This is a genomic window from Citricoccus alkalitolerans, from assembly GCF_039528175.1.
Lineage (GTDB): Bacteria > Actinomycetota > Actinomycetes > Actinomycetales > Micrococcaceae > Citricoccus > Citricoccus alkalitolerans.
The window spans coordinates 110,948-134,076 of record NZ_BAAALH010000001.1; the positions used below are offsets into that span (position 1 = coordinate 110,948).

At 67.9% G+C, this 23,129-nt stretch carries 20 protein-coding genes; 14 read left to right on the forward strand and 6 right to left on the reverse strand.

Annotation, left to right across the window (positions count from 1 at the left end; all coding sequences use genetic code 11):
• Positions 1-37 precede the first annotated feature (37 nt).
• Both ABD134_RS00510 and ABD134_RS00515 read right to left on the reverse strand, forming a co-directional pair.
• The gene (locus ABD134_RS00510; RefSeq protein ID WP_344225736.1) at positions 38-1,558 is read right to left on the reverse strand and encodes an MFS transporter; all 1,521 of its coding nucleotides are present in this window, start codon (positions 1,556-1,558) and stop codon (positions 38-40) included.
• A complete protein-coding gene (locus ABD134_RS00515; protein WP_344225738.1) occupies positions 1,555-2,874 on the reverse strand; it encodes an MFS transporter in 1,320 nt (439 codons plus the stop codon). The genes ABD134_RS00510 and ABD134_RS00515 overlap by 4 nt, the downstream gene beginning before the upstream one ends.
• Before the next feature lie 77 nt (positions 2,875-2,951).
• On the opposite strand from ABD134_RS00515, the gene ABD134_RS00520 reads away from it, so the two are divergent.
• The 6 genes from ABD134_RS00520 (at position 2,952) to ABD134_RS00545 (ending at position 8,765) form a co-directional block, all read left to right on the forward strand.
• On the forward strand, positions 2,952-3,608 hold the full coding sequence (locus ABD134_RS00520) for a hypothetical protein (RefSeq protein WP_344225739.1): 657 nt from the start codon (positions 2,952-2,954) through the stop codon (positions 3,606-3,608).
• Between the two features lie 142 nt (positions 3,609-3,750).
• Entirely contained in the window at positions 3,751-4,599 is an 849-nt protein-coding gene (locus tag ABD134_RS00525; protein ID WP_344227573.1) for an exodeoxyribonuclease III, read from the forward strand.
• Positions 4,600-4,609: 10 nt separating this feature from the next.
• Positions 4,610-5,689 carry a tryptophan--tRNA ligase gene (gene trpS / locus ABD134_RS00530; protein WP_344225740.1) on the forward strand — a complete coding sequence of 360 codons (1,080 nt, stop codon included), beginning with the start codon at positions 4,610-4,612 and terminating at the stop codon, positions 5,687-5,689.
• Between the two features lie 156 nt (positions 5,690-5,845).
• The gene (locus ABD134_RS00535) at positions 5,846-6,697 is read left to right on the forward strand and encodes an ABC transporter ATP-binding protein (RefSeq protein ID WP_344225741.1); all 852 of its coding nucleotides are present in this window, start codon (positions 5,846-5,848) and stop codon (positions 6,695-6,697) included.
• Positions 6,694-7,977 (forward strand): ABC transporter permease, encoded by a 1,284-nt coding sequence (locus ABD134_RS00540; RefSeq protein ID WP_344225742.1) that lies wholly within the window; start codon positions 6,694-6,696, stop codon positions 7,975-7,977. Before ABD134_RS00535 ends, ABD134_RS00540 begins: the two co-directional genes overlap by 4 nt.
• Before the next feature lie 104 nt (positions 7,978-8,081).
• Positions 8,082-8,765: a hypothetical protein gene (locus ABD134_RS00545; RefSeq protein WP_344225743.1), complete on the forward strand. Its 684-nt coding sequence runs from the start codon at positions 8,082-8,084 to the stop codon at positions 8,763-8,765.
• 226 nt (positions 8,766-8,991) lie between these two features.
• Here ABD134_RS00545 and ABD134_RS00550 read toward each other — a convergent pair whose 3' ends face one another.
• Genes ABD134_RS00550 through sdhC form a run of 4 tightly spaced genes read right to left on the reverse strand, consistent with a single transcriptional unit; the run spans position 8,992 to position 12,524 of the window.
• Positions 8,992-9,783: a succinate dehydrogenase iron-sulfur subunit gene (locus tag ABD134_RS00550; protein WP_344225745.1), complete on the reverse strand. Its 792-nt coding sequence runs from the start codon at positions 9,781-9,783 to the stop codon at positions 8,992-8,994.
• On the reverse strand, positions 9,783-11,570 hold the full coding sequence (gene sdhA / locus ABD134_RS00555) for a succinate dehydrogenase flavoprotein subunit (protein WP_344225747.1): 1,788 nt from the start codon (positions 11,568-11,570) through the stop codon (positions 9,783-9,785). Before sdhA ends, ABD134_RS00550 begins: the two co-directional genes overlap by 1 nt.
• A gap of 57 nt (positions 11,571-11,627) precedes the next feature.
• The gene (locus tag ABD134_RS00560; protein WP_344225749.1) at positions 11,628-12,113 is read right to left on the reverse strand and encodes a succinate dehydrogenase hydrophobic membrane anchor subunit; all 486 of its coding nucleotides are present in this window, start codon (positions 12,111-12,113) and stop codon (positions 11,628-11,630) included.
• Between the two features lie 3 nt (positions 12,114-12,116).
• Positions 12,117-12,524, reverse strand: coding sequence for a succinate dehydrogenase, cytochrome b556 subunit (gene sdhC, locus ABD134_RS00565; RefSeq protein ID WP_115933056.1), 408 nt, complete (start codon positions 12,522-12,524; stop codon positions 12,117-12,119).
• Positions 12,525-12,733: 209 nt separating this feature from the next.
• Here sdhC and ABD134_RS00570 point away from each other — a divergent pair, with 209 nt between their 5' ends.
• The 8 genes from ABD134_RS00570 (at position 12,734) to ABD134_RS00605 (ending at position 23,033) form a co-directional block, all read left to right on the forward strand.
• Positions 12,734-13,891 carry a mannose-1-phosphate guanylyltransferase gene (locus ABD134_RS00570; RefSeq protein ID WP_378108423.1) on the forward strand — a complete coding sequence of 386 codons (1,158 nt, stop codon included), beginning with the start codon at positions 12,734-12,736 and terminating at the stop codon, positions 13,889-13,891.
• A gap of 29 nt (positions 13,892-13,920) precedes the next feature.
• A complete protein-coding gene (locus tag ABD134_RS00575) occupies positions 13,921-15,195 on the forward strand; it encodes an amidohydrolase (protein WP_344225752.1) in 1,275 nt (424 codons plus the stop codon).
• Between the two features lie 227 nt (positions 15,196-15,422).
• Positions 15,423-16,550: a BMP family lipoprotein gene (locus ABD134_RS00580; protein WP_344225754.1), complete on the forward strand. Its 1,128-nt coding sequence runs from the start codon at positions 15,423-15,425 to the stop codon at positions 16,548-16,550.
• 171 nt (positions 16,551-16,721) lie between these two features.
• Positions 16,722-18,257: an ABC transporter ATP-binding protein gene (locus ABD134_RS00585; protein ID WP_344225756.1), complete on the forward strand. Its 1,536-nt coding sequence runs from the start codon at positions 16,722-16,724 to the stop codon at positions 18,255-18,257.
• Positions 18,254-19,693, forward strand: coding sequence for an ABC transporter permease (locus tag ABD134_RS00590; protein WP_344225758.1), 1,440 nt, complete (start codon positions 18,254-18,256; stop codon positions 19,691-19,693). The genes ABD134_RS00585 and ABD134_RS00590 overlap by 4 nt, the downstream gene beginning before the upstream one ends.
• Complete coding sequence (locus ABD134_RS00595) at positions 19,690-21,018, forward strand: ABC transporter permease (protein WP_344225760.1); 1,329 nt, start codon at positions 19,690-19,692, stop codon at positions 21,016-21,018. The genes ABD134_RS00590 and ABD134_RS00595 overlap by 4 nt, the downstream gene beginning before the upstream one ends.
• A 195-nt stretch (positions 21,019-21,213) precedes the next feature.
• Positions 21,214-21,654 (forward strand): cytidine deaminase, encoded by a 441-nt coding sequence (locus ABD134_RS00600; protein WP_378108492.1) that lies wholly within the window; start codon positions 21,214-21,216, stop codon positions 21,652-21,654.
• Positions 21,651-23,033 (forward strand): thymidine phosphorylase, encoded by a 1,383-nt coding sequence (locus tag ABD134_RS00605; protein WP_344225762.1) that lies wholly within the window; start codon positions 21,651-21,653, stop codon positions 23,031-23,033. The genes ABD134_RS00600 and ABD134_RS00605 overlap by 4 nt, the downstream gene beginning before the upstream one ends.
• The last annotated feature ends 96 nt before the right edge of the window (positions 23,034-23,129 follow it).

A 23,129-nucleotide genomic window follows, 5' to 3' on the forward strand; every position in this document is an offset into this window, starting at 1 on the left:
AGCCTCCGAGCACAGTCCTTGAGTTCGGCTCCCGGGCTCAGTCCTCGAGGACCAGGGTGCCGCCGCGATACCGGCGGATGTAGTCGAGCACGCCCGCGGCCAGGGTCACTGCCAGGAGCCCCATGACCACCAGCAGGGCCGTGTCAGCGGCCTCTCCATAGGAGACGGCCACGGCGGCCGCATCGGCGGCCGTGGCATCAGCACCTCCCTGGGCGGCACCGGTGCCGGACGCTGCCAGGGAGGCGTAGAACGCTCCGGTGACGGCGGCCAGCCCCGTGGCGGTCAGCACCCGCTGGGCCGTCTGCGAGACGCCACCGGCGGCGCCGGCGGCACGGGGCGGGACCTCGTGCATGGTCAGGACCTGGGAGCTGGTCATCAGCAGGGCCTGAGCCGGCCCGAAGGGGAAGAGGCAGAGGGCGAGGGTCCAAAAGGGCCAGGCCCCGAGGGCGATCTGGTGGAATGCGACCATGCCCAGTCCCACCGCACCGAGGGCCAGGACGGCGCCGGCCACCACGAAGAGCGGCCCGCGGCGGTGGACATGGCTGCCGATCCACGGTGAGAGGACCATGACCGCCAGCGCCGTGGGCAGCGAGGTCATCCCGGCGGCCAGGGCCGAGTATCCGAGCCCCTGCTGCGTCACGATGGCCTGGACGGCCCACAGCCCGGGCATGGCCCCCAGCAGGAAGGCGGTGGCCACGGTGCTGTAGCTGAATGAGGGAATGCGGAACAGCGCAGGGTCCACCATGGGCGCGCGTCCGGTGGCCGGGAACCGTCTCTTCATGCGCTGCTCCCACAGCCACCAGGCCGTGAGCAGCACCGCCGCCGCGGCCAGCAGGAGCCACGTGCCGGGCATGATGAACGGGACCATCAGGCAGACGACGGCGGCAGCCAGGAGCACAGCGCCGGTGGGGTCCAGGGCTCCCAGGCTGCGCCGGGCCTCCTCGGAGCGGATCCGCGCCGGTGGGCGGAGCCAGGCGGCGGCGAGGACGGCGGACAGTACGCCGAAGGGGACATTGATCAGGAAGGTGGTGCGCCATCCCCACTCGGGGCCGAGGGCTCCGAGGATCACTCCGCCCAGGGTCGGTCCGATGGCCACGCCCAGCCCCACCACGGTGCCGAACAGCCCGTAGGCGCGCCCGCGGGCCCGGCCGTGGAAGACGTTCTGGATGATGCCGATGATCTGGGGATTGAGCAGGCCGGACCCCAGGCCTGTCACCACGCGGGAGAGATTGAGCATGAGGGGGTCCACGGACAGGCCGGAGGCCAGCGATCCCACGGTGAACAGCAGGATGCCGGCAATGAAGATCGGCTTCCGCCCCCAGAGGTCGCCTGCGCGGCCCGCGGCCACGAGCACCACGCCGAAGGACAGGGCGTAGCCGGCCAGGACCCATTGGAGATCGGCGGAGCTGGCGTTCAGGCCGCCCTCGATCGCAGGCAGGGCAACGTTGACCACGCTGACGCTCATGAGGGACATGAACAGGGGCACCAGGAGCACCACGAGGATCTTGTTCCCGCCGGGCGGCTGGGCGGGCCGCGGCGCGGGGTGCTGCGCCGTCAAGACCGCCCCCGTTGAAGGTGGCGCCCCTGGACCAGCCAGTAGACAGGGACCAGCGCCACCAGGAACCCGGCCAGGACCCAGTACAGGCCGGTGGTGCCCCACCACTGGACCAACGCGCCGGCGAGCAGAGGGCCGATGCCCATGCCGGCGTCGATCCCCAGGAAGTACGTGGAGGCGCCCATGCCGGCCCGATCGCGGGGCACCTGGGTCACACAGATGACCTGACCGGCGGACTGCAGCTGACCGTAGCCGAGGCCCACCAGGACCGCCGCGGCCATGAGGGCCATCACGGTGTCTGCCAAGGCGATGGTCGCCAATCCGGCCGCGAAGAGCAGGAACGCCGGGAGCATCACGATGTTGGCGCCCCTGCGGTCCATCAGCCGTCCCGTGAAGATCCGGGAGACCAGGACGGTGGCGGCGTAGACGGCGAAGAACAGGCTCGCCACGGTGCCGAAGTCGCGTTCCGAGACCAAGGTGGCCAGGAAGGTCACGATGCCCGCGTAGCCCAGCGAGTAGAGGGCCCCGATGGCGGCGGTGGGGGCCGCGCCGGGTTCCACGTAGCGGGCCCACCACGGGCGCGCGGCCTCGGGAGGTGCGCTGGGGTTCTGGGCGGCAGCAGTGGTGGCACCATCGGTTTCCACCACAGCTGGAACCTCGGGAACGTCAGGAGTCTCCAGGGCAGGCTCCGACTCGCGGGGGCGCACGTCCATGAACAGGGCGATGACGAGGCCGGCCAGGGAGACGGCCGAGGCGATGACGGCCACGGTGCCGAAGCCCGTGCCGCCCAGGGCCAGGCCGACCATCGGTCCGGCGGCCACGCCGATCAGTGTGGACGACGAGTAGTGGCTGGTGCCCTCGGACATCCGCGTCCCAGGCACACGGTTGACGGCGGCCGCGGCGATGACGGACGAGGAGAAGCCGAAGGTCAACCCGTGCACCGCGCGCACCAGCAACAGTGCCCAGACCTCACCGGAGGCCCAGTAGAGCAAAGGGGCCACGATGAAGGCGATGAACCCCACCAACAACAGGGGGCGGGAGCCGAAGCGCTCGATCAGGGGGCCGGCCAGCAGCCGGGAGATGAGGGTGCCCACGATGAAGACGGAGGCCACCGCGCCCCCGACGGTGTCGCCCACGGCGAACCGTGCCACCGTGTAGGCCGCCACGGTGGACAGCAGGAAGTGCACGTTGAAGAACATCATGATGTTCGCCAGGCAGGCGAGCACGAAACCCTGATTCCAGAGCCCGGCGGGGACGGCTGACCTGCCCGGAGGCGAGAGGGGACCCCCGTTGGTGGTGCGGCGCGGCGACTGGGACATGAGATCCAGACTAAGCCGGTGGCGATCAGAACCCGGCCGGGACACCTCGCGCCGTCACATGCGGGATAATCGACCCCATGGATGCAGTGGAGAGTGGAACCGACCGTCAGCCCGGCCGTCCCGGTGCTGCCAAAGGCAGAGGATGGGGAGCGAAAGGCAGTGGCATCACGTTCGCCGTCATGGTGGTCGTGCTGCTCGTGGCGTTGCTCTTCGCGGCCAATCAGAATGACGTGATCGGCTGGCTGCTGGTGGCCATCTCGGCTGGTTGGCTCGCGCTGGCCGCCCTGGTGGTCCTCGGCGTGCGCCGCGGTGCGCGATCGGTGGACCGTCGGATGAAGGACCTCTCCGCCTCTCTCGCACCGCGTGTCGGTTCGGCGGAGGCTCCGGCCGCCCCGTCTGCCCCCTCATCCGCTTCGTCCTCCCGCACCTCGGGCCAGGCGCGAGCGACTGAGGGCGGCGCGCCCGACCCGATGCGGGACACCAAGCTGGACCACTCCTTCAAGATTGTTCAAGTCCAGACCCGCGTGGTCACCGAAGAGCTGTCCAAGGGCGCCGACTCGGACACGGACATGATCGCGCGCGCCTTGGAGACCATCCACATCACCTCCGCCAACGCCCGGGAGATGATCAAGGAGTCCTCCGTGCCCTCAGGCAGCGAAGGCAAGCCCGGCCAGTCCGGTACTGCGAGGCCCGCGGGGACCGAGGGCCCGATCACCGGGGAAGTCATCAACTGATCCTTTTGATCTCTTCCTGACCTCCGGACTCTTGCAACTCGTCCTATCTGCCGCGGAAACCATGGTGGGACGGATCGGCGATAGGCTGGAACGCGTGACTTCTGCCGATACCGCATCCCAGCCCGACAGCCAGCCCGCACCCGTGGTCCACGCGAACGCGAACGCCCCCAAGGCGGAGGGCGCCCTTCGCCTGGCCACCGTGAACGTCAACGGCATCCGAGCCGCCCACCGCAAGGGCATGGGCGCCTGGTTCGCCGGCCGCGGCATCGACATTCTGACCCTGCAGGAGGTCCGCGCGCCGAAGGAGATCGTGGAGAGTCTCCTCGAGGAGATCACCGGTCAGGACTGGCACGTGGTGGAGACCGAGGCCGCCGCCAAGGGCCGGGCCGGCGTCGCCATCGCCACGACCTTGGAGCCGCTTCAGACGCGGGTGGGCATCGGTGATTCGTACTTCGACGACTCCGGCCGGTGGATCGAGACCGACCTGACCGCACCGGACGGGAAGACCCTCACCGTGGTCTCGGCCTACGTCCACTCGGGGGACGTCGGCACGCCCAAGCAGGACGACAAGTACCGCTTCCTCGACGAGATGATCCGTCACCTGCCCGAGCTGAGGGCCACCAAGGACTACGCCGTGCTCACCGGTGACCTCAACGTCGGCCACACCACGCGGGACATCAAGAACTGGAAGGGCAACACCAAGAAGGCCGGCTTCCTGCCGGAGGAGCGCGCCTACTTCGACCGGTTCTTCGGCGAGGAGATCGGCTACGTGGACGTGGCCCGTCAGCTTGCCGGAGACGTGGAGGGGCCCTACACGTGGTGGTCCATGCGCGGCCAGGCCTTCGACAACGACACGGGCTGGCGGATCGACTACCAGGCCGCCACCCCGGAGCTCGCCGCCAAGGCCACCGGCGCCGTGGTGGACCGAGCCCCCAGCTGGAACACCCGCTTCTCCGACCACGCGCCCCTCGTGGTCGACTACCAGTTCTGAGGATCGCCCGATGACCGCAATTCCCACTCCGGCTGACGTCCTGGCCCAGGACACCGCGAAGACGGCCCACCTGGCCGGAGCCGGCACCCGTCACCGCGTGCTGTCCGGCATGCAACCCTCCGCGGACTCGCTGCACCTGGGCAACTACCTCGGGGCGCTGGTGAACTGGGTGCAGGTCCAGGAGGACTTCGACGCCTACTTCTTCATCCCCGACCTGCACGCGATCACCACCCCGCAGGACCCGGAGGCCGTGCGACTGCGGACGCGGAACACCGCGGCCCAGTACATCGCGGCGGGGATCGATCCCGAGCGCTCCACCCTGTTCGTGCAGTCCCAGGTGCCCGAGCATGCGCAACTGGCCTGGATCCTGATGTGCATGACCGGGATGGGCGAAGCCCAGCGGATGACCCAGTTCAAGGACAAGGCGGCGCGGCAGGGGGCGGAGGCGGCCGGCGTCGGGCTCCTGGCCTATCCCATGCTGATGGCCGCGGACATCCTGCTGTACCAGCCGCACGGCGTCCCCGTGGGCGATGACCAGCGCCAGCACGTGGAGCTCACGCGTGACCTGGCCCAGCGGTTCAACGCCCGGCATGGTGAGACGTTCATCGTCCCCTCGGGGTTCTACCCGGAGAACGGCGCCCGGATCTACGACCTGCAGAACCCCTTGGCCAAGATGTCCAAGTCGGCCGAGTCGCCCAACGGGCTGATCAACATCCTCGATGATCCGAAGGTCATCGCCAAGCGGATCAAGTCCGCCGTGACCGATGACGGCACCGAGGTCCGCTTCGATCGGGAGGCCAAGCCCGGGGTGTCCAACCTGCTGTCCATCTTCGCCGCGTTCACCGGCCGGACGACCCCGGAGCTCGAGGAGGCCTACGTCGGCAGGATGTACGGTCACCTCAAGGTGGACCTGGCCGAGGCCGTCGTCGAGCGGCTGGCTCCGATCCGCACGCGGGCCCTGGAGCTGATGGACGATCCGGCCGAGTTGGATCGCCTGCTGTCCCAGGGGGCCCTCAAGGCTCGGGAGGTGGCCGGGCCGGTGCTGGCCGACGTGTACGAGAAGGTGGGCTTCCAGCCGCCCAGCCGTTGAGACGCGTGCCGGTCGAGCGCTGAGACGTGTCACGGGCACCCGTGACACGTGTCATCAGTTCGGTCGATTGCTCGTTGTAGCACCGCCGCAGCGGGACGGACCTGACATACTGGCGTGGAAACCCACCACGACGGCAGTCACCACGAAAGGTCCCCCATGTCAGCACCCGTTCTCGAGACCGAGAACCTGGTCAAGGTCTATGGGCGAGGAGAATCCCGCTTCGACGCCCTCAAAGGCCTGACCTTCGAAATCCACGAAGGCGAATCGGTGGCGATCGTCGGCAAGTCGGGCTCCGGCAAGTCCACCCTGATGCACCTGCTGGCCCTGCTCGATGAGCCGACCTCCGGCGTGGTGGCCATGCACGGCCGCCCCGTCAGCCAGTTGAAGCCAGCCCAGGTCTCCGCCCTGCGCAATGACACCTTCGGCTTCGTGTTCCAGCAGTTCTTCCTCAATGCCAACCAGACGGTGCTGGAGAACGTCATCCTGCCGTTGAAGATCGCCGGTGTCTCCGCCTCCGAGCGCAAGCGCCGCGGCATGGAGGTCCTGGAGCAGCTGGAGATGGCGGACAAGGCCAAGAACAAGGCCAATGACCTCTCGGGTGGGCAGAAACAGCGCGTCTGCATCGCTCGCGCCCTCATCAACCAGCCGACCGTGCTCTTCGCCGACGAGCCGACCGGCAATCTGGACACCGCCACCGGCGAGGTCGTGGAGGACATCCTCTTCGGGCTGCACCGGGACCGGGGCATCACCCTGGTCGTCGTCACGCACGACGACGACCTGGCCTCCCGCTGCGACCGCCGCCTGCTGATGCAGGACGGCCTCATCGTCGCCGACGACCGGGGCGAGGCGGCCAAGGCCGCCGGGGCCGGCGTCGGGCAGGCCTCCCGCGAGGGTTCCCACCAGGTGGGCGGACACGGCAAACATGCCGCGCCCGCGCCGGTGGACGAGCAGCCGGCCTCCGGACAGGACGCCAAGACGGGCATCGAGACCGGGGAGGGGCAGGCATGAGGAATGTAGACGTCGTCCGGACGGCGCTGGGCAACACCATGCGGTCCAAGACCAGGACCTTCCTGACGGTCATCGCGATCGTCATCGGTGCCTTCACCCTGACCCTCACCTCGGGTCTGGGTGCTGGCATCAACAAGTACGTCGACTCCATGGTGGCCGGATTCGGACAGACCAACCAGATCTACGTCATGCCGGCTATGGACCCGTCCCAGCAGATGCCGACCAACGGTGAACCTCAGGAGTACGACCCGGAGGAGGCCAACGCCACCGGCGAGTTCGGCATGCCGATGCTGACCGAGGACGACATCGCCACGATCGAGGGCATCGACGGGATCACCGACGTGGAACCCATCGTCTTCGTCACCGCTGACTACCTGCAGACCGCGGAAGGGGACCAGTTCGTGCTCCAGTCCCTGGGCTTCCCCTCGGACGCGGCCGGCATGGAGATGGAGGCCGGGACCACGCCGGACCCGCAGGCCATGGAACTGACGGTTCCGGAGACCTGGCTCTCGGCCTTCGGCACCGAGGACCCGAACGAGGTCCTCGGCCAGACCGTCACGATCGGGCTCCAGGACATGGCCCAGCAGGAGCAGACGGTCGAGGCGGAGATCGTCGGCGTCTCCCAGCAGGCCATCTCCGGAGTCGGCGGCAGCCCCATGCCCTCCAGCGCCCTCAACCAGGAGCTGAACGACGTGCAGACCTCCGGCCTGGACGTGGAGCAGCCGAAGAACTACGTGCAGGCCGTGGCCACCGTGGGGAACCTCGAGGCGAATGAGACAGCCATCAAGCAGTCCCTGAGCGACGAGGGACTGATGGGCCTGACCCTCGAAGACCAGCTGGGGGTCATCACCGGGATTATCGACACGGTGACCTGGGTCCTCAACGGCTTCGCGCTGATCGCCCTGCTGGCCGCCAGCTTCGGCATCGTCAACACCCTGCTGATGTCAGTCCAGGAGCGGACGCGGGAGATCGGCCTCATGAAGGCCCTGGGCATGGGCCGTGGGAAGGTCTTCGGGCTCTTCTCCACCGAGGCCGTTATGCTCGGCGTGATGGGTTCCGTGATCGGCGTGGGTCTCGGCGTCCTGTTGGGCGTGATCGGCAATGCCGCCCTGGTCAACGGTCCTCTGAGCGGTGTGGCAGGACTGAGCCTGTATGCCGTGGACCCGGTGTCCATCCTGCTGATCGTCGCCCTGATCCTGGCGATCGCGTTCCTGGCCGGCACCATGCCGGCCGCCCGTGCCGCGAAGAAGGACCCGATCGAGGCACTGCGGTACGAGTAGTGCACCGACCGGAGAGATCCTCCGGCTGCCTACCCCAACCTATCCAACCGTTCGAATAACAGCGTGGCCGCTCCGACGGTCACCGCAACGAGAGGGGACATCTCATGACCGACAACCCGCAACAGCCCCAGGGCGACCCGGCACCCCGGCAGCCGGGGCAGCAGCCCGGTCAGCAGCCGCCGGCCGCTCCAGGCCCGCTGCCCTATGGGACCCCGGCCCAGCAGCCCTACGCCGCTCCGGAGCAGCAGGGTTCCAAGTACGGCACCGGGACCTACAACCCCGGTGAGGCCGGCCAGCCCATGGCCGAGCCCAAGAGCTGGGGCCGGCTGAAGACGCTGACGCTGGTGTCCTTGGCGATCTACATCATCTCCTCCATCGTCAGCTTCCTCTCCGTCGGGAACGAGGCCTACCTCGAGGAGCAGATGGGCGCCCAGGCGGGCATGGGCATCCCGCAGGAGGACCTCGAGGAGATCGTCGAGATGAGCATGGCATTCGTCATGATCACGGCCGTGGTCGCCCTGGTCATCGCGGTCGTCGTCTACCTGCTCGTGTACTTCGGCCTGCGCAAGGGCAAGAACTGGGCCCGCATCCTCGGCACGGTGTTTGCTGCCGTGGGCACCCTGTTCATGCTCTACAACCTGGTCAGCATCGGCGCCTTGATGTCCGCGGCCCCGGGCCTGGGCATCGCCACCCTGGTGATCACCGTGGTCTTCGTGCTCGTGAACATCTGGTGGCTCGTCACCGCGTTCTCCAAGGACAGCAACGCCTACGTGAACTCACGCCGCTGAACCGCCACTGAATCGCCGCTGACCGGCGGTTCGAACGGCTTTGCGGGCAATCCCCACCGGTGGGGGTTGCCCGCAAAGTCGTTTAAGGGCCCTGCGCACGTGCGGGTTTCACCGCCCGATCGAAGGACGGGCCCTACGCGAGGTACGCGAAAGCCCCCGGGAATCATCCCGGGGGCTTCGGCGTGGGTGGGGGGTGGCTACCCCCGGTGTGGCACGGCGGGCCGGATCAGAAGGCTCCGGCCAGCACGGCCTGCTTGACCTCGGCGATGGCCTTGGTCACCTGGATGCCGCGCGGGCACGCCTCGCTGCAGTTGAAGGTGGTGCGGCAGCGCCACACGCCTTCCTTGTCATTGAGGATCTCCAGACGCATGTCACCGGCATCGTCGCGCGAGTCGAAGATGAAGCGGTGGGCGTTGACGATCGCGGCCGGACCGAAGTACTGGCCATCGGTCCAGAACACCGGGCAGGACGAGGTGCAGGCGGCGCAGAGGATGCACTTGGTGGTGTCATCGAACCGCTCACGCTCCTCGGCGGACTGCAGGCGCTCCTTGGTGGGCTCCGGGCCCTTGTTGACCAGGAACGGCATGATCTCGCGGTAGGACTGGAAGAACGGGTCCATGTCCACGATCAGGTCCTTCTCCACCGGCAGGCCCTTGATGGGCTCCACCAGGATGGGCTTGGACAGGTCGAGGTCCTTCAGCAGGGTCTTGCAGGCCAGGCGGTTGCGGCCGTTGATGCGCATCGCATCCGAGCCGCACACGCCGTGCGCGCAGGATCGACGGAAGGACAGGGTGCCGTCGATGTCCCACTTGACCTTGTGCAGGGCGTCCAGCACGCGGTCGGTGCCGTACATGGTGACGGTCCATTCGTCCCAGTAGGCGTCCTCGAAGGTCTCGGGCAGGAAGCGGCGGACCTTGAGGGTGACGTCGAAGCTCGGGATCTCACCGGCTCCGCCGCCCTGGGCGCCGAGATCGACCTTCGAGGGTCCTTCTGCGGGTTCGTTGATCGTGGTGCTCATCAGTACTTACGCTCCATCGGCTGGTAACGGGTGACAACAACCGGCTTGGTCTCGGAACGGATGCCCTTGACGCCCTCCATCTCGGAGTCGGGGTCGCGGTAGAGCATGGAATGCGCCATCCAGTTCGCGTCATCACGGTCGGGGTAGTCCTCGCGGTAGTGGCCGCCGCGGGATTCCTTGCGGTGCAGGGCGGCCACCGTCATGGCCTCGGCCATGTCCAGCAGGTAGCCCAGCTCCAGGCCCTCCAAGAGGTCCAGGTTGAACCGCTTGCCCTTGTCCTGCACGGAGACGTTCTCGTAGCGCTCGCGCAGGGATTCGATCTCGGCCAGGGCCCGGCGGATGGACTCGTCCGTGCGGAAGACCTGCATGTCCGCGTCCATGACGTCCTGAAGACGGGTCCGAAGCTCGGCCACACGCTCGGTGCCGGTGGCGGAGCGCAGGTTTTCGATGTGCTCGACCGTCGGTGCCTCGCCGTTCTCCGGCAGCTCCACGAAATCGGCGGTGGCGGCGTACTCGGCGGCGTAGATGCCGGCACGGCGGCCGAAGACGTTGATGTCCAGCAGGGAGTTGGTGCCCAGACGGTTGGACCCGTGCACGGACACGCAGGCGACCTCGCCGGCGGCGTACAGGCCCGGGACCACGGTGTCGTTGTCCTGGAGGACCTCGGCCTTGATGTTGGTCGGGATGCCGCCCATCACGTAGTGGCAGGTCGGGAAGACCGGCACCGGCTCGGTGTAGGGCTCCACCCCGAGGTAGGTGCGGGCGAACTCGGTGATGTCCGGGAGCTTGGCGTCGATGTGAGCCGGCTCCAGGTGGGTCAGGTCGAGCAGGACGTAGTCCTTGTTCGGGCCACAGCCGCGGCCCTGGCGGACTTCCTCGGCCATGGAACGGGCCACGATGTCACGCGGCGCGAGGTCCTTGATGGTCGGGGCGTAGCGCTCCATGAAGCGCTCACCGTCCGCGTTGCGGAGGATGCCGCCCTCGCCGCGCGCTGCCTCGGACAGTAGGATGCCCAGGCCGGCCAGGCCGGTCGGGTGGAACTGGATGAACTCCATGTCCTCCAGCGGCAGGCCGTTGCGGTAGGCGATGGCCATGCCGTCACCGGTCAGGGTGTGGGCGTTGGAGGTGGTCTTGAAGACCTTGCCCGCGCCGCCGGTGGCGAAGACCACGGACTTGGCCTGGAAGACATGCAGTTCGCCGGTGGCCAGTTCGTAGGACACGACGCCGGCCACGCGCTTCTGCGTGAAAGGCGTCCCGTCCGGGCGGGTGCCCGGCTCGTCCACCATCAACACGTCCAGGACGTAGAACTCGTTGTAGAACTCGACGTCATGCTTGACGCAGTTCTGGTAGAGCGTCTGGAGGATCATGTGGCCGGTGCGGTCGGCGGCATAGCAGGCGCGGCGGACCGGGGCCTTGCCGTGGTCGCGCGTGTGCCCGCCGAAGCGACGCTGATCGATCCGGCCCTCCGGGGTGCGGTTGAAGGGCAGGCCCATCTTCTCCAGGTCGAGCACCGCGTCGATGGCCTCCTTGGCCATGACCTCGGCGGCGTCCTGGTCCACCAGGTAGTCGCCGCCCTTGACGGTGTCAAAGGTGTGCCACTCCCAGTTGTCCTCTTCGACATTGGCCAGGGCAGCACACATGCCGCCCTGGGCCGCACCCGTGTGCGAACGGGTGGGGTAGAGCTTGGTCAGCACCGCTGTGCGGGCGCGCTGACCGGATTCGATCGCCGCGCGCATGCCGGCGCCGCCGGCACCGACAATCACGACGTCGTACTTGTGTACCTGCATTCGTTGAGTTCCTTCTGCTCGAGAAATCTCGGGGGTTCAGTGGGGTGCGTCAGGGCGTCAGAGGGTCTCGCAGAACGCGGGAGTGGACTCCAGGAGCATTCCGTCGGCGCCGACGAGGCACGGTTCGAAGGTGAAGATCACCAGGGTGCCGAGCACGATGATGACGGTGGTCGCCGAGTAGAGGACCATCTTCAGCCAGAACCGCACGCCGTCACGCTCGGCGTAGTCGTTGATGATGGTCCGGACGCCATTGGTGCCGTGCAGCATGGCCAGCCACAACAGGGCCAGGTCCCAGAACTGCCAGAACGGATCGGCCCACTTTCCGGCGACGAAGCCGAAGTCCAGGCCGTTGATGCCGTCCCCGACCATGAGGTTGGAGAAGAGGTGGACGAAGATCAGCACGACCAGGACCACGCCGGACAGGCGCATGAACAGCCAGGCGAGCATCTCGAAGTTGCCGCTCTTGGTCTTGTCCCGGGTGTACTTCGGGTCGATGCGCCCCGTGCGGGGGGCTGCGATCGTGGGTTCAGCGGTGGCGCTCATGGCTCAGTGACCTCCGAGGGCAAGCATCAGGTGGCGGATGGCGAACGCGCCAACGGTGACGACAGAGAGGACGACCACGGCCCACAGCATCTTCTTGTGGTGCTTGGTCCCGCCCTTCCAGAAGTCGACCAGGATGATCCGCAGGCCGTTGAAGGCGTGGAAGACGATGGCCGCCACGAGGCCGACCTCTCCGACGGCCATCAGCGGGTTCTTGTAGGTGCCGAGCACCGCGTTGTAGGCCTCCGGTGAGACCCTCACCAGTGAGGTGTCCAGCACGTGGACCAGCAGGAAGAAGAAGATGGCCACGCCGGTGATCCGGTGGATCACCCACGACCACTGACCTTCGTTGCCGCGATAGAGGGTCCCACGGCCGGACTTCGCCGGGGCCTGCGCTGATGTCGCAGTAGACACTGTTATACCTCCCAGGGATTGCAAGGGCGCCTGTGCCACGTCCGATGGGCACAAAGGGAACGCCGGTGCGAGTGCATTCCTCCACGACAGACTAGTACTTATTGACGTTATGTTCCCTATTGTTGACCGCCCTGGTTCCCGGTGTGGCACGGGTCACGAGGGCGGGGCGGACCCGGGCTGCGGTACGGGGGTCACCTATGCTGTCCGGTGTGACGACTGACCCTGAACTGGATGGCCTTGCCGCCGTGGACCTCTCTGACACCCCGGGACTGGACCGCTTCTATGGAGTGATTCCCGCCGGTGGTGTGGGGACACGGCTGTGGCCGCTCTCGCGGGCGGCCGCGCCGAAGTTCCTGCACGACCTGACCGGCTCGGGGCAGACCCTGATCCGGGCGACCTATGATCGCCTGGCGGCGCTGGCCGGGGACCGGGTCATGGTGGTCACCGGCGAGGCCCATGAGGGCGCCGTGCGGGAGCAGCTGCCGGACCTGGCCTCCGAGGACACTGTGCTCGAGCCCGAGCCGAAGGACTCGGCGGCGGCCATCGGGCTGGCCGCGGCCATTCTGTTCGAGCGGGATCCGGAGACCATCATGGGCTCCTTCGCCGCTGACCAGGTGATCGGCCCAGTGGAGGAGTTCCAGGAGGCGGTGGCGGAAGCGGTCGCCACCGCGGCCACCGGCAAGATCGTGACCATCGGCATCAGGCCGACGCATCCGGCCACGGGGTTCGGTTACATCCGGCAGGGCGAGGCTCTGACCGTGAAGGGCGCGCCCCACGCCAAGGACGTGGCCGCGTTCGTGGAGAAGCCGGCCGAGGCTGTGGCCCAGGAGTACGTCGCCTCGGGCGAGTACCTGTGGAACGCGGGCATGTTCGTGGCCCCGGTGTCCTTGATGCTGCATCACCTGGCTGCCCATGAGCCGGAGCTGCATGCCGGCGTGGTGGAGATCGCGAAGGCTTGGGGCACGCCGGCCCAGGCGGAGACGATGGCCCGGGTCTGGCCCGGGCTGAAGAAGACCGCGGTGGACTATGCGGTGGCGGAGCCCGCTGCCGCGGCGGGGGACGTGGCTGTGATCCCGGGTGGGTTCACGTGGGACGATGTGGGCGATTTCGCCGCGATCGCCCGGCTGAACCCGGCCAAGCGTGCCTCTGGTATCACCGTGATCGGTGAGACGCCGCGGGTGTACTCGTCCAAGGCCTCCGGTGTGGTGGTCACGGACACGGCGCGGGTGATCGCCCTGATCGGTGTCGAGGACATCGTGGTCGTGGACACCCCGGACGCACTGTTGGTCACGACGACGGAGCATGCCCAGTCCGTCAAGCAGGCCGTCGAGTCCCTCAAGGCCCACGGCGACGACGACGTCCTCTGAGCCTGTGGAGCCCCGGTAGCATCACTGGGATGAACGACAGCCAGCGTTCCACCGGCGCCCGTCCCGTCCTCGACGATCCCGGACTGCCGCGGGTGACCCCGCTGGTCCAAGAACTCGAGCCCTCGGTCGTGGCGTTCCGCCGAGACCTCCACGCGCATCCGGAACTGTCCTATGACGAGCACCGGACCACGGAACGGATCCTGCACACCCTGACCAAGGCCGGGCTCTCACCGGTCAAGCTCGACGACACCGGCGCCTACGTGGACATCGGTGAGGGGCCGATCGTGCTGGGCCTGCGTGCGGACATCGATGCGCTTCCCCTCTCCGAGCAGACCGGCCTGGACTACGCTTCCCGCAATCCGGGCGTCGCACATGCGTGCGGGCATGACGTCCATACGTCCGTCATGGTCGGCACCGCGCTCGCCCTGCACCGCGTGGTCACGCGCACGGCCGCGGACCTCGGCCAGCCGGAGCTCGACGCACTGGGAGGTTCCCAGGGCCTGACCGGCCGCATCCGCATCATCTTCCAGCCTGCCGAGGAGCGGTTGCCCGGTGGCTCCCTGTCCGTGATCCGACAGGGCACGCTGGAGGGGATCCCGCGGATCCTGGCGGCCCACTGCGAACCCCGGTTCGACGTCGGCACGATCGGCACGCGGATCGGCGCCATCACCTCGGCGGCCGACACCATCAAGATCAGCCTGTCCGGCCGCGGCGGTCACACCTCCCGGCCGCACCTGACCGAGGACCTCGTCTACGCGTTGTCCACGATCGCCGTCCAGGTCCCGGCGGTGCTGAACCGGCGGATCGACGTCCGCTCGGCCGTCTCTGTGGTGTGGGGCCAGATCAATGCGGGGGCGGCGCCCAACGCCATCCCTGGGTCCGGGTACCTCGCCGGCACCATGCGCTGCCTCGATGCCGAGGTGTGGGAATCGGCCGGGGACCTGCTGGACGACGTGGTCCAGCAGATCGCCCAGCCCTTCGGAGTGAAGGTCCACCTCGAACACATTCGCGGGGTTCCCCCGGTGGTCAACACGGAGGCCGAGACCGACCTCATCGAGGACGCGGCCCGCTATGAGCTCGGGTCCCGGGCCATCCAGCTGACCCCTCAGTCCATGGGCGGGGAGGACTTCGCCTGGATGACCCAGTTGGTCCCGGGGGCCATGCTGCGTCTGGGAACGCGGACCCCGGGCGGCCCGGTCTACGACCTGCACATGGGCGACTTCGCGCCGGACGAGCGCGCCATCGGTATCGGAATGCGCATCTTCACGGCCGCGGCACTGCGGGCCCTGTCCGGCGTCCAGTAGGACCCGAAGGCTGGACTGACCAGGTGATGCAGTCGTTGCGAAAACGTAGCGCACCTCTGAAGCGGTTCTTGCCAACTTTGGGTAAACTCCCGGGTAACTGTCCGTCTGAAGGGCGCGGACACCCGTGGAACGGATCGATCTTGACCCGTCCGGACCTGGGCCGAGATCACCGGCTCGCGGCCGGAGTCCCACGCTCCAGCCCCACACTCTCGCACCTAAGGATCACCATGGGCATTGCATCCCCCCTGTCTCGTAAGGCACTCCTGCCGGTCGCCATGCTCGGCATGTCCGGACTTCTACTGGCCGGCTGCGGCGCCGCACCCGAGGAGGCCGCCGAGGGGACTGCCTCGGCATCTGACGCCCCAGCCGTGGGCACAGACAACTCCGACTACACCGGCTGCATCGTCTCGGATGCCGGCGGGTTCGACGACCGCTCCTTCAACCAGTCCTCCCACGAGGGCCTGATGGCTGCGGCCGAGTCCTTCGGCATCGAAACACAGCAGGCGGAATCCAACAGCCCCTCCGAGTACACGCCCAATGTCAACTCCATGCTCCAGAATTGCGACATGATCGTCGGCGTCGGCTTCCTGCTCGGTGATGCGATGAAGCCCATCGCCGAGGAGAACCCCGAGACCCACTTCATCGGTGTGGACGTCACGGACCCGGACTTCTCCGAGAACGTCAAGCGCCTGATCTATGACACGGCGCAGGGCTCCTTCATGGCCGGCTATCTCGCCGCCGGCACCAGCGAGACGGGTAAGGTCGCCACCTACGGCGGCGCGGAGATCCCGACCGTGACCATCTTCATGGACGGCTTCGCCGCCGGCGTGGAGTACTACAACGAGCAGAAGGACGCCGAGGTCGAGGTGCTGGGCTGGAACCGCGAGGCCAAGACCGGTTCCTTCACCGGCGACTTCGAGAACCAGGCCGCCGGCAAGACCAATACCACCAACTTCATCAACGAGGGCGCGGACATCATCATGCCCGTGGCCGGGCCGGTGGGCCTGGGCACCCTGGATGCTGTGACCGAGGCGAATGCCGGCGGCAAGGAGGCGAAGGTCATCTGGGTCGACTCCGACGGCTACGAGACCACCGATCAGGGCGAGATCATCCTCACCTCCGTGGTGAAGCTGATGGGCCAGGCCGTGAAGGACGTCATCGAGACCGACCTGGCGGACGAGTTCGACGGTGAGCCCTACGTGGGCACGCTGGAGAACGGCGGCGTGGATCTGGCCCCGTTCCATGACTTCGACGCCGAGGTCTCCGATGAGTTGAAGGCCGAGCTCGAGGAAATCAAGGCCGGCATCATCGACGGCTCCGTCGAGGTCGACTCGGACTACTCGCCGGAGGTCTGATCACCACGGTGGCCCATGCGGTGGGGCGGCCTGCGGGCCGCCCCACCGTCATGTCCGCCGGAAAATACCCTGGATGATGTCCTGTGAGACTCCCTGGGAGCGAAGCATCATGGATGGAATGACAACTTTCCGAAGCGATGGCCTGTCCCGGGCCAGAATGGCTGGAGCACGGTGAAACTCGAATTACGCGGCATCACCAAGAAATTCGGGGCCTTCACGGCCAATGACTCGATCGACCTGACGGTGGAGTCCGGCCAGGTCCACTCCCTGTTGGGGGAGAACGGGGCGGGCAAGTCCACCCTGATGAACGTCCTGTTCGGCCTCTATGAGCCGACCGCCGGCGAGATCCTGGTGGACGGCCGGCCCGTGCGGTTCAGCGGTCCCGGTGAGGCCATGAGGGCTGGCATCGGCATGGTGCACCAGCACTTCATGCTGATCCCCGTGTTCACGGTGGCGGAGAACGTGGCACTGGGCGATGAGCATACGCGGGCCGCCGGAATCCTGGATCTCGAGTCGACCCGCCGGAAGATCCGGGAGATCTCCGATGAGTATGGCTTCCACGTGGACCCGGACGCCCGCATCGAGGACCTTCCCGTGGGCGTCCAGCAGCGGGTGGAGATCATCAAGGCGCTCGTACGCGAGGCCCGCGTGCTGATTCTGGACGAGCCCACCGCCGTGCTCACGCCCCAGGAGACCGACGAGCTGCTGGACATCATCCGCCGTCTGCGGGACAACGGCACCGCCGTGGTGTTCATCTCCCACAAGCTGCGCGAGGTCAAGGCGATCTCCACCGTGATCAGCGTGCTGCGCCGCGGCAGGATGGTCGGCACCGCGGACCCGGACGCGGACCAGTCCGAACTGGCCGCCCTCATGGTCGGCCGCGCCGTGGGGTTGAACACCACGAAGTCCGCCCCGCAGCTGGGTGAGGAGGCTTTCACGGTGTCCGACCTGACCGTCCTGAGCCCGGAGGGCGTCCGGTTGGTGGACCGCGTGTCCTTCGGCATCCGTCAGGGCGAGATCCTGGCCGTGGCCGGAGTGCAGGGCAACGGGCAGACCGAGCTCACCGAGGCCATCATGGGCTTGCAGAAGGCGCAGGGGTCCATCCGCCTGGACGGCGAAGAGATCCTCGGCCGCACCACCAAGCAGGTCATCCGGGCCGGAGTCGGGTATGTGCCGGAGGACCGCTCCACCGACGGCCTGGTGGGATCCTTCTCCGTGGCGGAGAACCTCGTCCTGAACCGTTTCGACCGGGCCCCCGTCGGCAATCGCTTCCAGCTGAGCCTGGCGGCCATCCGGTCCCTGGCGGAGCAGCGCATCGCGGAATTCGATGTCCGCACCCAGGGCGTGGACCTCCCCGTCGGCACCCTGTCCGGCGGCAACCAGCAGAAGGTCGTCATGGCCCGGGAACTGGTGGGGGACCTCAAGCTCTTCATCGCCTCCCAGCCCACCCGCGGGGTCGACGTCGGCTCCATCGAGTTCCTGCACGACCGCATCATCCGTGAACGGGACTCGGGCACCCCGGTGATGATCGTCTCCACGGAGCTCGACGAGGTCCTCGACCTGGCCGACCGCATCGCCGTGATGTACCACGGCCGGATCATCGGAATCGTCCCAGGGGACACCTCGCGGGACGATCTGGGTCTCATGATGGCCGGCATCACCCCTGGTACCGCACCGGAAACCACCCCGAAGGGAGCAACGGCATGAGCGCCGTGACCAGCGAGAGCACCCCGGCGTCCACGCCCGGCCCCGGGACCGCCGGATCGGGCCGCAAGGGCGGTACCCCGAACGGGTTCTCGTTGCGGGACGTCCTGTCCGGCAACGGCACCGTCACCGTCCTGGCGATCATCCTGTCCCTGGTCATCAGCGGCTTGCTGATCATCCTGACGGACGAGGACGTCCTCGAGGCGGCAGGCTACTTCTTCAGCCGCCCCCTGGACACCCTTGCCGCCGCCTGGTCGGCCGTGGCCTCCGCCTACGCCGCCCTGTTCCGCGGCGCGATCTTCAACTACCGCGGGGACACCTTCAGCGAGGGCATCTACCCTCTGATGGAATCGCTGACCGTGGCCACGCCGCTGATCATCATCTCGCTCGGCATCGCCATCTCGTTCCGCTCCGGACTGTTCAACATCGGCGGCCAGGGCCAGATGATCTTCGGTGCCATGTTCGCCACCTGGTTCGGCGTCCATCTGCAGCTGCCGGCGGGCCTGCACCTGTTGCTGGTCCTGATCATGGGCGTCCTCGGCGGTGCCCTGTGGGGTGCCGTGGTCGGCTTCCTCAAGGCCCTCACCGGTGCCCACGAGGTCATCCTGACCATCATGCTCAACTACGTGGCCATCCATCTGGTCACGTACTTCCTGTACACACCCGTCCTCCAGCGGGAGGGCTCCACCAACCCAGTCTCCGATTTCCTGCCGTCGACGGCGGTCTTCCCGCTGCTGTTCGGTGACAGCTTCCGCCTGAACTGGGGCTTCGTCGTGGCCGTCGTGGCCACCGTGTTCGCCTGGTGGCTCATGAAGCGTTCGTCCGTCGGCTTCCAGCTGCGTGCCGTGGGTGCCAATCCCGACGCCGCCCGGACCGCAGGCGTGTCCGTGAAGCGCATGTACGTGGTCGCCATGGCGATCTCGGGCGGTCTGGCCGGCCTGGCCGGCATGAGCCAGGTGGCCGGCACGGAGAAGATGCTCAACACGGATGTCGCCGGATCCTTCGGCTTCGACGCCATCACCGTCGCCCTGCTCGGCCGTTCCAACCCGTGGGGGGTGTTCGCGGCCGGGCTGCTGTTCGGCGCGCTGCGTGCCGGTGGCGTGACGATGCAGACCGAGACCGGGGTGCCGATCGACATCGTGCTCATCATCCAGTCGCTGATCGTGCTGTTCATCGCCGCGCCGCCGCTGGTGCGGATGATCTTCCGGCTGCCGGCACCCGGTGCCCTGCAGGCCCGCGCGACGGCGGACCCGGTCACCCAGCCGGCCCTCGCCGGCGCCGTCGCGGCGACCACCGCGTCCGCGGACGGCCACGCCGCCCCGGCCGACTCCGCTACCATCGGCGATGCCGTGGGGGTGGCAGCCGGAGACGCGGGATGCCCTGAACCGGCCGCAACAGATCCCAGTACCCCCACCCCGGCGGAAGGCGACCAGCGATGAGCACCACCGCGACCGTTCCCAGCGGCCCGGCCGGCCCCGGCGGTTCCACTGCCTCCGTTCCGACGGCGGAGAAGCCCACCACGGACATCGTCCGGCACTGGACCACGCCGATCGCGCTCGCGGTGCTGGCGGCGGTCTCCCTGGCAATCTTCGCGCTGACCGCCTCGGGAAAGTCGGCCACGTTCCGCATCTCCACCGATGCCGATGCCATCCACATCCCGGACATCGTGGTCCCGACCATTGCCGCCGGCTGGACGATCACCTTCCTGCTCGCCGCCCTCGCCGTGTGGGGCTTCCTGCAGGTCCGCCGCTCCGGCACGGTCAGCGGCTGGGTCTCCGCCGTCTTCGCGGCCCTGTTCGTGGCCGGATTCCTGGTGTGGGTGGTCGGCGCGGCCAACACCACCACGGTGTTCCTCACGGGCCTCATCGCCGGCTCTGTGACCCTGGCGATCCCGCTGATCTTCGGTTCCATGGCCGGTGTGCTCTCCGAACGGGCCGGCGTCGTGAACATCGCCATCGAGGGCCAGCTGCTGGCGGGTGCCTTCACGGCCGCCGTGACCGGCTCGGTGACCGGGTCGGTCTGGGCGGGTCTCGTGGCCGCCGTCGTGGCCGGTGTGCTGGTCTCCGTGCTGCTGGCGGTGTTCGCCATCCGTTACCTGGTCAACCAGATCATCGTCGGCGTGGTGCTCAACGTCCTGGTGGCCGGCCTGACCAGCTTCCTGTTCAGTACCGTGCTGTCCTCGAACTCCTCGGCGTTGAACTCCCCGCCGCATTTCCCGAGCATCCGGATCCCGTTGTTGGCGGACATCCCGATCATCGGCCCCATCCTCTTCGACCAGACGATCCTGGGCTACGGCATGTACCTGATCGTCATCGCCCTGTACATCGGCCTGTTCCACACCAAGTGGGGCCTGCGCGTGCGGGCCGTCGGCGAACACCCCAAGGCCGCGGACACCGTGGGCATCAACGTGATCCGCACCCGGTACATCAATGTGCTGCTCGGCGGTGCTGTCGCCGGCATGGGCGGCGCCTTCTTCACGCTCGTGTCCTCCTCATCGTTCTCGAAGGAGATGACCGCTGGCCAGGGGTTCATCGCCCTCGCCGCCGTGATCTTCGGCCGCTGGAACCCGATCGGGGCCTTCTTCGCGGCGCTCCTGTTCGGGTTCACCACCAACATGCAGTACGTTTTGGCCATCCTGGGCACACCGGTCCCCAGCCAGTTCATGGCGATGCTGCCCTACCTCGTCACCGTCTTGGTGGTGGCCGGCCTGGTCGGCAGATCCCGCGGCCCTGCGGCCGCCGGGTCGCCCTATGTGAAGGAGTGAAGGACTGACCGGGTGCAGACAGGAACTGCCCGGCACGGCCAGGAACGACGAGCAACGACCAGGACCAGCCTGGAACAGCCAAGGAAGAGTGAAGGAGTGCGCGTGGAACACCACGACCACGGATCCAGCGGTGCGTCCAGCGACCCGTTTGAGGACGACATCCCGCTGACCGCATCCCTGCCGCGCATCACCGGCATCGGATCCGGTATCGACTGGAAGCGCCTGGAATCAGCCGCCCGCGCCGCGATGACCCGCGCCTACGTGCCGTACTCACGTTTCCCCGTGGGTGCCGCCGCCCTGGTGGAGGACGGCCGCGTGGTGGCCGGCTGCAACATCGAGAACGCCTCCCTGGGCCTCACGCTCTGCGCCGAGTGCTCCCTGGTGTCCAATCTGCAGATGAGCGGGGGCGGCAGGATCGTGGCGTTCTACTGCGTGGACGGCAACGGTGAGGTCCTCATGCCGTGCGGCCGTTGCCGCCAGCTGCTCTATGAGTTCCACGCCCCGGGCATGCGCCTCATGGGGCCGGACGGCGAACTGACCATGGAAGAGGTCCTGCCGCTGGCCTTCGGCCCGGCCGACATGAGGCACCTCAGTGACAACACGGCTTCGACCGACAACCCTGGAGTGACTCGATGACCCCGCAGCACACCTCCACCTCGGCCTCCGCGTCCTCATCCGGCCTCCAGACCGGCCACCGCGCCGAGCCGTTCGACGCGATCGAGGTGATCCGGGCCAAGCGGGATCGCCAACAGCTCTCGGACGGGCAGATCGACTGGATCGTGGATGCCTACACCCGCGGTGTGGTGGCGGACGAGCAGATGTCCGCGCTGGCCATGGCCATCCTGCTCAATGGCATGGACCGGCCGGAGATTGCCCGCTGGACGAACGCGATGATCGCCTCGGGGGAGCGAATGGACTTCTCACAGCTGCGCGGGCCCGACGGCGGCGTCAAGCCGACCGCGGACAAACACAGCACCGGTGGCGTGGGGGACAAGATCACCCTTCCGCTGGCACCGCTTGTCGCGGTGTACGGAGTGGCCGTACCCCAGTTGTCCGGCCGTGGTCTCGGCCACACCGGCGGCACCCTGGACAAGCTCGAGGCCATCCCCGGCTGGCAGGCCAACCTGTCCAACGAGGCCATGCTGGACCAGCTCTCCTCCCTGGGTGCCGTTATCTGCGCCGCCGGCTCGGGGCTGGCACCCGCGGACAAGAAGCTCTACGCGTTGCGTGACGTCACCGGCACCGTGGAGGCCATCCCGTTGATCGCCTCCTCGATCATGTCCAAGAAGATCGCCGAGGGTACGGGCACCCTGGTGCTGGACGTTAAGTGCGGCTCCGGTGCCTTCATGAAGACCGAATCCGACGCCCTCGAACTCGCCCGGACCATGGTGGACCTGGGCCGGGATGCCGGTGTGAACACCTCCGCCCTGCTGACGGACATGGACACCCCGCTCGGCCTGACCGCCGGCAACGCCATCGAGGTCGCTGAGTCGGTGGAGGTCCTCGCCGGCGGGGGACCGGCCGACGTCGTGGAACTGACCGTGGAGCTGGCCCGGCGCATGCTGGCCGGTGCCGGGGTCACCGGGGTGGACCCGGCCGAGGCCTTGGCCGACGGGCGGGCCATGGACGTGTGGCGCCGGATGATCGCCTCCCAGGGCGGGGACCCCGACGCCCCGATGGCGAGCGCACGGGAATCCCACGTGGTCACTGCCGGCGAGTCGGGCGTGCTGACCCGCCTGGACGCCATGTCCGTGGGCCTGGCGGCCTGGCGCCTCGGCGCCGGCCGGGCCCGCAAGGAGGACCCGGTCCAGGACGCGGCCGGAGTGCGACTGCACGCCAAGCCGGGGGACACCGTGCAGGCCGGACAGCCCCTCTTCACCCTGCTGACGGACACACCGGAGCAATTCGACCGGGCCCTGTCTGCGCTCGAGGGTTGCCACTCCATCGCCCCGGCGGGATCGGCGGAGGCCGGTTCGTTCGTGCCGCGCCCGCTCATCATCGACCGGATCGACTGACAGCGCCGCTTCGGCTGCCTCCCTTGCGTTCCCTTCATCCTCGTCGTCCCCGTGGCTGCCCCAGCCCAGACTGAAGCCGTTCCCGGACCGCCCTGC